Annotated in this window: 12 protein-coding genes; 8 read left to right on the top strand and 4 right to left on the bottom strand. The window is 48.9% G+C overall.

Translation table 11 applies throughout. The features are described 5' to 3' along the window. Positions 1-69 precede the first annotated feature (69 nt). Entirely contained in the window at positions 70-1,308 is a 1,239-nt protein-coding gene (locus JXQ28_09775) for a hypothetical protein (GenBank protein ID MBN2278022.1), read from the top strand. Positions 1,309-1,501: 193 nt separating this feature from the next. On the opposite strand, the gene JXQ28_09770 is transcribed toward JXQ28_09775, so the two are convergent. The 4 genes from JXQ28_09770 to purD all read right to left on the bottom strand — a co-directional run bounded on the left by JXQ28_09770 (position 1,502) and on the right by purD (position 5,195). Next, positions 1,502-2,368, bottom strand: coding sequence for a cation transporter (locus JXQ28_09770; protein ID MBN2278021.1), 867 nt, complete (start codon positions 2,366-2,368; stop codon positions 1,502-1,504). Positions 2,369-2,463: 95 nt separating this feature from the next. Then, entirely contained in the window at positions 2,464-3,402 is a 939-nt protein-coding gene (locus JXQ28_09765; GenBank protein ID MBN2278020.1) for a tetratricopeptide repeat protein, read from the bottom strand. Between the two features lie 73 nt (positions 3,403-3,475). Continuing rightward, complete coding sequence (gene purE / locus JXQ28_09760) at positions 3,476-3,901, bottom strand: 5-(carboxyamino)imidazole ribonucleotide mutase (GenBank protein ID MBN2278019.1); 426 nt, start codon at positions 3,899-3,901, stop codon at positions 3,476-3,478. 4 nt (positions 3,902-3,905) lie between these two features. Further along, on the bottom strand, positions 3,906-5,195 hold the full coding sequence (gene purD / locus JXQ28_09755) for a phosphoribosylamine--glycine ligase (protein ID MBN2278018.1): 1,290 nt from the start codon (positions 5,193-5,195) through the stop codon (positions 3,906-3,908). 335 nt (positions 5,196-5,530) lie between these two features. On the opposite strand from purD, the gene lexA reads away from it, so the two are divergent. The 7 genes from lexA (at position 5,531) to JXQ28_09720 (ending at position 12,450) form a co-directional block, all read left to right on the top strand. Continuing rightward, positions 5,531-6,091, top strand: coding sequence for a transcriptional repressor LexA (lexA, locus tag JXQ28_09750; protein MBN2278017.1), 561 nt, complete (start codon positions 5,531-5,533; stop codon positions 6,089-6,091). Between the two features lie 368 nt (positions 6,092-6,459). After that, positions 6,460-6,870, top strand: a complete 411-nt coding sequence (locus tag JXQ28_09745; GenBank protein ID MBN2278016.1) for an endonuclease domain-containing protein — start codon at positions 6,460-6,462, stop codon at positions 6,868-6,870. A 467-nt stretch (positions 6,871-7,337) separates the two neighbouring features. Next, positions 7,338-7,586: a hypothetical protein gene (locus JXQ28_09740; protein MBN2278015.1), complete on the top strand. Its 249-nt coding sequence runs from the start codon at positions 7,338-7,340 to the stop codon at positions 7,584-7,586. After that, positions 7,574-8,773 carry a DNA polymerase IV gene (gene dinB, locus JXQ28_09735; GenBank protein MBN2278014.1) on the top strand — a complete coding sequence of 400 codons (1,200 nt, stop codon included), beginning with the start codon at positions 7,574-7,576 and terminating at the stop codon, positions 8,771-8,773. The genes JXQ28_09740 and dinB overlap by 13 nt, the downstream gene beginning before the upstream one ends. Before the next feature lie 182 nt (positions 8,774-8,955). Further along, entirely contained in the window at positions 8,956-10,182 is a 1,227-nt protein-coding gene (locus JXQ28_09730) for a PLP-dependent aminotransferase family protein (GenBank protein ID MBN2278013.1), read from the top strand. Positions 10,183-10,270: 88 nt separating this feature from the next. After that, on the top strand, positions 10,271-11,128 hold the full coding sequence (gene dapF, locus JXQ28_09725; GenBank protein ID MBN2278012.1) for a diaminopimelate epimerase: 858 nt from the start codon (positions 10,271-10,273) through the stop codon (positions 11,126-11,128). A gap of 41 nt (positions 11,129-11,169) precedes the next feature. Further along, positions 11,170-12,450 (top strand): MFS transporter, encoded by a 1,281-nt coding sequence (locus tag JXQ28_09720; protein ID MBN2278011.1) that lies wholly within the window; start codon positions 11,170-11,172, stop codon positions 12,448-12,450.

The raw sequence follows: 12,450 nt of genomic DNA, 5'->3' as shown, positions 1-12,450 counted from the left end.
ACATTTGCCGCTCTGATTCGTCAAATCAGGTAAGCAAAAGAGAAACTATATAATAATGGAGATGAGGCCATGAAAGCGTTATTTCCCGCAATGGTTTTAATTTTCGGTATACTGCTGATTGCACCCGACGCATCAGCCGACCAAAGCCAGTTGTACGGCAGGATTTATACGGTCGACAATGAGGTATTCGAGGGATTTATCCGCTGGGATAAAAACGAGGCGGCCTGGTTCGATATTATTGACGGCAATAAGGAACTGGATCGCGTCAATCGGCGGCATTATCGTGATCGTGATCGTGATCGCCGCCATAAGGAAATAAGTATTTTCGGTCTGACCATATACAGCGAGGGTGAAGGCTCCTCCTGGGGCTGGGGTAATGAGGCTCAATCGGGGATTATGATGGGGCATATCAAGACCCTGACACCGGTGGGTGATAATGAAGTCCTTCTGGAATTGAAATCGGGCGAGGAAATTGAACTGAGTGGGGGATCGGGCGATATCGGCAATGATAATCGGGAGATATTGATCGATGACCAAAAAGAGGGGATAATCGAAATTTACTGGGATGACATTGATCGGATCGAATTCATGCCAGCAGAGAAACGCAAATCGCCCTTTGGCCAGAGACTCTACGGGACGCTGACGACCCGCCGCGGAGAGGAATTTACCGGTTATGTCTGCTGGGATATGGATGAGGTGTTCAGCGATGATATTCTGGACGGAAATGAGGGGCGGCGCAAACGAAAAATCGAGTTCGGCAATATCGCCTCGATTGAACGCCGGTCATCGAATTCCGCCATAGTCACGCTGAAAAGCGGCAGTGATATGAAACTGGATGAATCCAATGATATCAACAGCGGTAATCGGGGAATAGTGATTTCGGATCTCGGGCTTGGTGCGGTTAAGATAGATTGGGATGATTTCGACCGTCTGGAATTCAAGGATGCCCCCGAAGGCCCGGAATACAAGCGCTTCGATGGCGGTCGAAAACTCCATGGCACGGTAATCACCGAGGACGGCGAAAAATACAGCGGGGATATCAAATGGGATGATGACGAAGAGTACACCTGGGAGCTTCTCAACGGCAACATTAAGGATATCGAACTGGAAATAGAATTCTCTAATATAAAATCGATTGAAAAGTCGTCCTCCCGGAGCAGTCTGGTTACGCTGAAGGATGGGCGGACGTATCGTCTCCGGGGCTCGAACGATGTGGACAATGACAATAAAGGAATAATTATTTCCGATCAGCGCGATGAGACAATCATTGACTGGGATGATTTTGATTCAGTGGAGTTTTCCGACTGAAAGACTGAAATAGGCGGATATTGAGCCTGAAAAAATATAAGAGAGCTTTCTTTGACCGGATTTAGAGGGGACTTTTACAAACCCGGGGATTTCAAAGAAGAACTCTCTTATTTTTTACCTGTAAAAATATATATGGATATGTTCGATTTTGTCAAGTTAAAGTGACCACCCGTAACTGATTTCCTATTAGCTTTCAATAATCGGGTTCGACATGGACCACCACCCCCAGGACTTCCAGATACTGTTCCCTGACAGCCATCTGGATTTGCGAGGCGATATTATGGCCCTCGTAAACCGTTATATTGCCATCGGTTTGTATGGCAACATCAATGTAAAAGCCGGATCCGACTCTTTTGCCTCGAAGCCAGACCACCTTGACGACACCCTTCTGGCGGCCGATAAAATCTTTTAATTCCGCCTCATATTCAATCCCTGGTGAGGCCACCATCAGGGTCTGAATATTGTCGCGAATTATTCTGGTCCCCTGCTTGAAAATAAAGAAAGCCACCCACAGCCCGGCAATCGGGTCCATGACGGGATAACCAGCCTGCGCCAGGATAATACCGGTCAGAGTACCCAGGGACACGATAACATCGGAACGGTGGTCATAGGCATTGGCGATCACGGCAGAGGATTTGTGTTTACGACCTATTTTTATCGTGTATCGGTAAAGAATCTCTTTGACAATAACCGTTCCAAGAGCGACCGCGGTGGCCAGGTACGCCGGTTTGACGGTTCGGTTGCCAAAAATGGCCTGAATCGATTCCAGGCCGATATAGGCGCCGGTGACAAAGAGAATCAGGGCCACAAAGACAGCGGCCAGGTTATCGGCATTGCCATGACCGAAAGGGTGATCCTGATCGGCCGGACGACCGGCTACCCTGATTCCCAGCCAGACAATAACATTGGCGACAATATCCAGAAGAGAATTAAGAGCATCGGCCACCAGTGCCTGGGAACGCCCGGCGATTCCGGCCACCAGTTTCAGGATAAATAAAATAACATTAACAACCAGTGACAACCTGGTACTGGCTATGGGTGTCTGCAAACGTTCCAGCAAAGTATTATCCGCCGAGAAAATGGTTTATTATCAGAATTAAAAAACCGGCCTATTGGGCCGGTTTGTCAACATAATATTTTAATTTCTCGCCGAATTTAGTATTTACCGGCGGCTTCTTCTTCATAGTGAGTCTTGAGTTCCTTAAGCTGGGTGAGATGTTCCTCGGCACCATCAACCATGGATTTGGCGCGGGAATTACTTTTGGCCACTTTCAGGAATTTCGACCAGTAATCGATAATCTGGTCGATTTTGGCCTTATCTTCCTGATAAACGGTTTCATAAGATATGGCCAGGTTATAATAGGCCTTATAGTTACCGGGATCGGCATCGACCGCCTTCTGGTACATCTGGTAGGCTTCTTTATTCTTGTCCTGGTCCTGATAAATCTGGCCAAGGCTATTGTATGCGTTGAAATAATCCTTCTTGAGGGCAATCGTTTTATTGAAAGCCTCGATTGCCTCGGGATATTTTTTCATTTTCTGATAGCCTTTTCCGATCAGGTAGAAGGCGAGGTAATCATCGGTAACCCGGCTGGTATAGACCTGCATATTCTCGATCAGGGCAGGCCAGTTGGACGGCTGGCTGTTGTAATACAGCAATCCCAAATCCTTGTAGATCTCATTATAATTCGGATTTTTCTGGATCACGGTTTTATAGGCCTGTTCGGCTTCGATATTTTTCTTCTGTTTGTAGTAGGTTCGACCCAGGTTAGCCCAGCCATCGGCATTATCAGGCGCAATTTCGGTTACCTTCTTGAACATCTTTTCCGCTTCACCGAGATTTTCACCGGCAAAATAGATCGATCCCAGGTTGATATAGGCATCGACGAAGTTAGGGTCTTCCTTGATGGCCTGATTGTATTCCATGACAGCCAGTGAATCATTGCCATCCTTGGAAAGCGTCAAGCCGGTGTTGAAATGTTCCTTGGCTTTTTCCGTATCAGCTCTGGCGATTGAAGTTGCGACCACCATGCCCAGCACAAGCATCAGGGCAATAAAGATGGACATTTTTCCGCGAAGTAGCTTAGAGATCATTAACACACTCCTTTCATTCTTATTATATTTTACAATCATATCACTCGAAAACACAAAAAAAATAGGCCCGGTTTTACAAGCCGGCGGCGATTTCGGGATATTTCAGGGCCAGAATTCTAGCCGCCAGATTGGCCGCGTTTTTGGCGCCTGCTTTTCCGATGCCCATGGTGGCCACCGGTACCCCGGAAGGCATCTGGGCGATCGAAAGAAGTGAATCCAAACCGTTTAAGGAGGCGGGCAAGGGCACCCCGATAACCGGTAATCCGGTCCGGGCCGCAACCACTCCCGGCAGAGCCGCCGCCATCCCGGCCATACAGATGACCGTTTCGAAACCATTGTCGGAAGCGCATCGAGCCAATTCATCGGTTCTCTCCGGCTGGCGATGGGCTGACGATATTTCTATAACGCTTTCAATTCCCAGTTCGTTCAGCCTTTTTCGGCACTCTTCGGCGTATTCGGAGTCCGAGGTCGATCCGATCATAATCAAGACTTTGGGCATAATACTAAATCCTCGATATTTTAACCGGAATATTGGCGCGGGAACCAATATCGGTCCGGTAATACATCCCGTCAAACTTAATCGCGTTTATGACATCATAGGCTTTCGCCAGTGACGACTTCAAATCCGTATCTACCGAAGTGACCCCGATCACCCGCCCTCCGGCGGTAAACCAGTTTTTGCCGTTACGCCGGGTTCCGGCATGAAAAAGCTGGCAATTTCGATCGCTGTAATTCCTTAAACCGAAAATCCGTTTGCCGGTTTCAGCTTTTTGCGGGTAGCCTTTGGAGGCCAGAACAACACATGAGGCGGCGCCTTCTTCCCATTTGAGATCATCAATTGAATTGAGATGGCCTTCGATAACGGCGATCATGATATCGGCCAGATCCGATTTCAAAAGCGGCAGAACCGCCTGGGTTTCCGGGTCGCCGAAGCGGCAGTTGAATTCGACCACCTTGGGGCCATTGTCGGTCAACATCAATCCGGCATAAAGGACACCCTTGTAGAGCCGCCCTTCCTTGGCCATTCCCAGGACAGCGCGGTCAATGATATGGTCCCTGATCAGGGCCATGGTGGCTTCGTCGACAAAAGTCGCCGGGCAATAGGCCCCCATACCACCGGTGTTGGGGCCGGTATCGCCCTCGCCGATCGGTTTATGATCCTGCGAAGGGAGCATCATCTTGATATTGGCGCCGTCACAGAAGGCCATGACTGAAAGCTCCTGGCCCTCGAGGAAATTTTCAATAACAATGGTATCTCCGGCCTCACCGAATATTTTTTTAACCATCATTTCTTCGATAACATGGTTGGCTTCCTCATAACTACGGACCACGACCGCGCCTTTGCCGGCCGCCAGACCGCTGGCTTTGATGACAATCGGCATCACGGTAGTTTTAACAAACGAGGCGGCATCGGTCGGCTGGGTGAATTTCTGAAACGGGGCGGTGGGGATATGGTGTTTTCTCATGAATTCCTTGGCGAAAGCCTTCGATCCCTCGAGTTCCGCGGCGGCCCGGGTGGGGCCAAAAATCTTGAGATTACGGCGGTTGAATTCATCGACAACCCCGATGGTCAGGGGTAATTCGGGACCGACCACGGTCAGGTCGATATGATGTCTTTCGGCGAAATTGGCCAGTTCTTTGATATCATCGATTTTGATATTGATGCAATTGGCGATCAGGTTTATCCCCGCATTTCCGGGCGCCACATAGATTTTACCGACCATGGGGGACTGTTTCAATTTCCAGGCGAGAGCATGTTCCCGTCCGCCTGAGCCTACAATAAGTACTTTCATCATATTGCCCTCAAAAGTATAAACAATTATTATAAGCAAATTTCCGTTTTTTTCAACAGTTTTTTATCCTGACTGAGATCGAGCGGGAATTACCGGTTCTCACTTTCCCGGAATCACTTATTAAGCCCATACCGGCCCTCTCCGATAAAAAAATATTGACATCTGAACATATGTGCAGTATAGTTTATGGGGAAGGGATAAGGGGAGATAAATCGGCCGGGCAGGGTTGAAGTAAGAGAAGGTGAATATAGGGTTGGATTTAGATATAAGGAGGTTCGGTGGTCAGGAAAATTTTGACCGGTCGCCAGCGGGAGATTCTCGAATATATTGAGGGAATGATAACCGAGCGCGGGAAGTCGCCGACTATCCGTGAGATCGGCGAAAAGTTCGGGATCAGTTCCACCAACGGAGTCCGGACGCATCTTCAGGCACTGATGAAGAAGGGTTATATCCGGCGGCAGGAATTGATTTCGCGCGGGATCGAGCTGGTGCGGGATTTGTCCGGGGCGATCCGGCGGGTGCCGCTGGTCGGTTCGGTGCCGGCCGGTAACCCGATCGATGCTATTGAAAATATCGACGGCGAGATTGCGGTCGATGCCAGTTTTTTGCCGAGCGGCGAAACATTCACACTCAGGGTGACCGGCGATTCGATGATCAAGGCCGGGATATTCGATGGTGACCTGGTGCTGGTCAAAAAACAGAAGACGGCCGACCCGGGCGATATTGTGGTGGCGATTATCGGTGAGGAGGCGACGGTGAAACGGTATTATCCCGAAAACGGGCGGATCCGTCTGCAACCCGAGAATGATTCCTACGAGCCGATCCGGGTGGATAAGAACTCGCCGGAATTTTCGCTGGCCGGCAAGGTGGTGGGGTTGATGCGGAGGTTCAAATGAGACGGGTGGCGGGCTGGATACTGGTTTTGATTCTCATGCCGGTCAGTTTTGAGCCGCTGGTGCGGTTGATAGGGGGAATGATGTAGGCTTGGAAGTCCCCTCTTGAGAGGGGATTTAGGGGTGTGTAGAGCAGATTGGATAACACACCCCGTCTTCGCCTGCGGCGAATCCACCCCTCTTGAGAGGGGATTAAAAAGGAGGTCGGGTTTGAGTGGCGCGAAGCGTAACGAGAAATCCGAACGTGACCCAATAGTGTGATTATTTTGCCTGCGACGGTTCGGAGCGCCGACCTGCGAGATTATATGATGGGGCAAGTTCAAAGTCCCCTCTTGAGAGGGGATTTGGGGGTATGTAATCAAAGCTTAAGTATTATGAAACGTGAGATTATTAAATACAATCCTGACTTGAAAAAAAAGGCACGGCAATTAAGAAATAATAGTACTGCTTCTGAGAAGATTCTCTGGCATTACTTGAAGGGTAAACAAAGACGAGGATATGACTTCCATAGACAAAAACCGGTTGATCAATTTATTATTGATTTTTTTTGTAATGAGTTATTGTTGGCAATTGAAATTGATGGAAGTAGTCACGAAGGCAAAAAAATAGAAGATAAGATAAGGCAGGCAAAACTGGAATCCCTGGGAATTGAATTTTTGAGGTTTTATGATAGCGATGTGAAGACGAACATTGAGGGTGTTGTAGTAACTATTGATAATTGGATTTTGGTACACACCCCGTCTTCGCCTGCGGCGAATCCACCCCTCTCGAGAGGGGATTAAAAAGGAGATCGGGTTTGAGTGGCGCGAAGCGTAACGAGGAATCCGAACGTAACCCAATAGTGTGATTATTTTGCCTGCGACGGTTCGGAGCGCCGACCAGCGAGATTATATGATAGGGCAAGTTCAAAGTCCCCTCTTGAGAGGGGATTTGGGGGTGTGTAGAGCAGATTGGATAACACACCCCGTCTTCGCCTGCGGCGAATCCACCCCTCTCGAGAGGGGATTAAGATAGATTCCCGATCAGGTCGGGAATGACAGACTTTTTTGGGGAATGACAGGATTTTTTGGGGAATGACGGACTTTTGGGGGGAATGACGGACTTTTTGGGGGAATGACAGGCTTTTTGGAGGAATGACAGGCTATTATCGGGAATGACAGGATTTTAGTGGATTATTATTCTATATCCGGATGACCCGGCAATGAAAATGTTATACGACGAAGAATTTGAAGAATAAACAGGTGAGTTTGTGTACCAGGATATGGATGAGCCGATCGAGGTGATCGCTCTTTTCGAGAATCACAAGATGAAACCGGTCCGGTTTCGCTGGAATGACCGCGTTTACAAGGTCAGCGAGGTTACCGGGGACTGGAAAACGGATATCGGCGCTTATAAAATTCATCATTACGCCGTGGTCGACAGCTCATCGAATTTTTTCCAGTTGACTTTCGATGAACGTCAGACCAGCTGGATTATCAGCAAGATATGGGTGGAATAGACCGGACAAAAGATTGGGACAGGGTGATTATGCATGTCGATATGGATGCCTTTTTCGCGGCGGTCGAGGTCCGCAACTGTCCCTGGCTGAAGGGCAAACCGGTGATTGTCGGCGGTGATCCCCGGTGGCGATCGGTGGTTTCGACCTGTTCGTACGAGGCCCGCCGCTACGGGGTCCATTCGGGGATGCCGATTACCCGGGCCAGGCAACTTTGTCCCGATGGTGTTTTTATTTCGGGGACACTCAACGGTTATATTTATACCTCGGCCATGCTGCAACTTATCTTCCAGAAATATTCGCCGGTGGTCGAGCCGTTTTCGGTCGATGAGGCTTTTCTGGAATTGACCGGCTGCCACCGGGTATTCGGTACGGTCGAAAACGTGGTGGCTCAGATGAAAGAAGAAATCAGGGAAAAACTGTCGCTGACCTGTTCGGTGGGTATTTCGCCGACCAAGCTGATGGCCAAGATGGGTTCGGGGGAGAACAAACCGGACGGAATGACAATTATGGATCGCGACGATTTCCGGAGAATCTTTTATCCCCGGCCGGTGGACGCTCTCTGGGGAATCGGGGAAGCGACCAGGAAAATACTCAACAAAATCGGGATTTTTACGGTTGGCGACCTGGCTGAAAGAAAAGAGAAAGAATTGAAGGCTCATTTCGGTAAAAACGGGGAGTCCCTGTCGATTCTGGCCCGGGGGATGGATACCAACGAGGTTTACAATTACGAAAACCGTCCGATGGATAAATCCATGTCTCATGAAACAACCCTGATGAATGATCTGACGGAGATAGATAAAGTATATTCAACCCTGCTCTGGCTATCGGACCGGGTGGCCAGGCGTCTGCGGAAGGATAATTATGTGGGGCGGACGGTATCGGTCAAAGTCCGTTCATCAGATTTCAATACCATCACCCGTGACCATACTCTCGATCATCCGACCGACCAGACGAGGGTTATTTATGAAGCAGCCCGGAATCTTGTCCCCCGTGAGTACGGCATGAAAATCAAAATTCGTCTTCTGGGGGTACGGGTGTCGAATCTTGAGAAAAAAGAAGTGAGCCGTCAGATGGAATTGATTGAAGATACTGCGGTGAAAAAACTACAGGCAACCAGTGCGGCAATCGATAGAGTTCGTAATCGGTTCGGTGATTCGGCTATCAAACTGGCCGGGACCAAGATTTGATCGTCCTTTTTCTCGATTCCTGAAATATATTTAAATTTCTGCCTTTGAGAGAAGGCGATCGAGGCAGTATCTTTAATCCATCATTTAATCTCCTTTTGGCAGTTGACTTATTTGGACATTTTGTTATCTTTTCTTATGGTTAAGTTTACATTGCCGGAAACCTGTAGATATGAGTTAATAATATGAATGAAAAATCGACTTTTGAAGAGGCTCTCAAAGCCAATCCCGACAAGTGGCCGTTTACCGACCATGTCCGGGGTCTTTCGACGTCCATCATTCGTGAAATATTGAAGATTTCATCTCAGCCGGGGGTTATTTCTCTGGCCGGAGGGTACCCGTCGCCCGATATGTTTCCTATCGAGGATTTAAAAGAGTCGGCTGTTGCCATTATTGATGAGTTCAAATCGGTGGCCCTGCAGTATTCTTTTTCAATGGGAATCCCTCAATTCCGCGAGGTGATTGCCGAGCGGGAAACGAACCTCGGGGCCAAATCCAGGATGGAAAACATTCTGATCACTTCCGGTTCCCAGCAGGGTATTGAACTCCTGGCCCGGGCCTTTGTCAATCCCGGTGATTATATCGTAACCGAGAACCCGACTTATGTCGGGGCCCTGCAGGCTTTCAATTATTACAAACCGCGATATGCTCCGGTGGAGATGGATCATGACGGTATGCTGGTCGATCAGGTCGAGGATGCCATCAGGAAGTACAAACCGAAATTCATCTACACCGTATCGACCTTCCAGAATCCGACCGGTATCACCATGACCACCGAGCGCAAAAAAGCCCTGATCGATATTGCTGTTCGCAATAATATTCCCATTGTCGATGATAATCCGTACGGGGAACTGCGTTTTTACGGCGAAAATTTGCCGACCATGAAATCTCTTGGCGGTGATGCCGTAATTTCGCTGGGGACTTTTTCCAAGATTGTCGCCCCGGGATTTAGAATCGGGTGGATGAATGCGCCGGTGAGTATTCTTTCTATGTTCGAAAAAATTAAACAGGGTTGCGACCTGCATACCAGCACTTTCTCGCAGTTTGTCCTGTATCATTTTATTAAATCCGGCAAACTTTCGGCCCATATACCCAAGATTATCAAGAGCTACCGGGCCAAGCGGGATTTAATGATTCATGCGCTGGAAAAGCATTTCCCGCCGGGAATAACCTGGACCAAACCCGAGGGCGGGCTGTTTTTGTGGTGCGAACTGCCATTGTCAATGTCGGCTTCGGAGCTTCTGCAGGAGGCAATTAAAGAGAAGGTCACCTATGTCTATGGCCGTCCGTTTTTTCCCGATGGCAAGAAGGGCGACAACACCTTCAGGCTGAATTTCTCCAATGCCTCGCACGAAATGCTGTCATCCGCCATCGAACGGTTAGGCCGGGTTTTCAAAGCCAATATGCCGTAATTCAAGTCATAGGATTGATAATTATCAAGCCCCGCCCGGCGGGGCTTTTTTTATTTACAACCGGATTTAAAGCGATATCTTGGCCTTTATGAAAAAGCTGGAATTCTATAAATATCACGCGCTCGGAAATGATTTTCTGGTTATCGATTTGATTAATCGGCGTCCCGGAAAAATTGATTATAACCGGATGGCTCTCGATATGTGCAGTCGTAATTCCGGGGTCGGGGCCGATGGTATTCTGGTTTTATCCCGGAGTAATCGGGCTGATTGTTGTATCGACCTGTTTAACTCCGATGGCAGTTGGGCGGAAAAATCGGGTAACGGCTTGAGAATTGCGGCCGCCTATTACCATCGGAAGTACGCCCGGCGGAAAAAGCTGATTTTTGAAATCGGGGGTGATTCGGTCGAGGCCCGGATTATCCGGGTCTCGCTTGCCGAGACTATGGTCAGGGTGTCTTTGGGCCGACCGGAATTCGAAACGCGGCGGGTACCCATGAAGTCGAAGGCGCAGTATCATATCAATGCTCCTCTGAAAATTGAGGGTGTCAAAATTCCGGCGACGATATTATCGGTCGGTAATCCGCATACCGTCATTTTTGTCGATCGTTTCGATTTCGACTGGAAATTGCTGGGCGAAATAATCGAAAACAGCCGGTATTTTCCGCATCGCACCAATGTGGAATTCGTAAGGATTGTCAATCGCAAAAAAATTGTTCTAAATGATTGGGAACGGGGGGCAGGAGCCACCGGGTCATCGGGAACCGGAGCTTCGGCCGCGGTTGCAGCCGGAGTGGTTAATGGTTATCTGGAACGGGCGGTTGAGGTGGTTTTCCCGACCGGGTCACTTCGGGTAGAATGGCCAGTTGAGAGTGATAACATTATTTTGACCGGGCCGGCCGTATTTGTCTGCCGTGGGGAATATGTTTTCGATCCCGACCGGCGTTAGGCCGAACGCATACTCATTTGAAATAAATCCAGCAGGTTTTCATGTCGGATAAAAAGCTCAATAGAATCCATTCGGCAATAAATGATTATCTCTATCACCTGGGGTTGTTTTCACGCAATGTCAGGTTGTATCTGGCGGCTGCCTTTCTGATCGGTTTGACCTATTCCGGGTATATGTTGCTGCTGAATCTTTATCTCCGGGAACAGGGGTCGACGGAATCCTTCATCGGCACCATTCTTTCGGCCGGGGCGATCGGAATGACTATAACGTCGATCCCGGCCTCATTCATTCTACGACGAATCCGGCTGAAAAAAATACTCCTGAGCACGACCGTTCTTTATGGCGGTTCGATTTTATTCTTAACATGGCTGCCGGTCAGTCAACTACTGGTGGTGATTTCATTTCTGGCCGGAATCGCCCTGACATTTTACCGGGTGGCCGCGGCGCCGTTTTTTATGCGAAATTCGACACCAAAAGAACGCACCTATATATTTTCATTGTCATTCGGGGTCTCGCTTCTGGCCAGCGTTCTGGGGTCGATGGTTTTCGGCTGGATGGTGACGGCCTTGACTACCATGGCCGGGGGGGTGATCCCGGCCTACCGCTGGACTTTCGCATTGAGTGTCGGCCTGGGTCTTCTGGCCCTGATCCCCTTTTCCATGATCCGCGCCGCCGATCCGGGTTTTGAGGAGAAAAGATCAGAATTTTCGCTGGCTCTGATAAAAAAACGATCCGGGCTTTATTTCCGGTTATTTCTGCCCTATTTCGTGGTCGGAACCGGGGCGGGATTGATAATTCCCTTTTTAAATCTCTATTTCCGCGACCGGTTCAGACAGCCACCGGATATGATTGGCTTCTTTTTTATGGTGGTTAATATCACCATGTTTGTCGGAATTCTGCTTGGTCCCATTCTAGCCCGAAAAATCGGTATGGTCCGAACCCTGGTTTCGACCCAACTGCTATCCATACCCTTCATGGTTATTCTGGCTTATACATATTCGCTGGAACTGGCCTTTGTTTGTTTTCTGATACGCGGCGGATTAATGAATATGGGCAGTCCGATCGGGACCAATTTCGGGATGGAGATGGTGACCCAAAAGGAACATGCCCTGGTCAATGCCCTTTTTATGTTCGGCTGGAATTCCTCATGGATGATTTCCACGGCCGTAGGCGGCCGGCTGATCGAAAAACACGGTTATACTTTGCCTCTGATGATAACGGTTGGGCTTTACATGCTTTCCTCAATTTTGTATTATATGTTTTTCAGAGATTCGGAGAAACATACCAGGGACGGTTACCTGGTGGAATCACAGCCGTTATAA

It is taken from the genome of Candidatus Zixiibacteriota bacterium (assembly GCA_016933955.1).
Classification (GTDB): Bacteria; Zixibacteria; MSB-5A5; order GN15; family PGXB01; genus JAFGTT01.
Note: the sequence above shows the minus strand (reverse complement) of the source record. Positions and strands in the feature narration are given on the sequence as shown.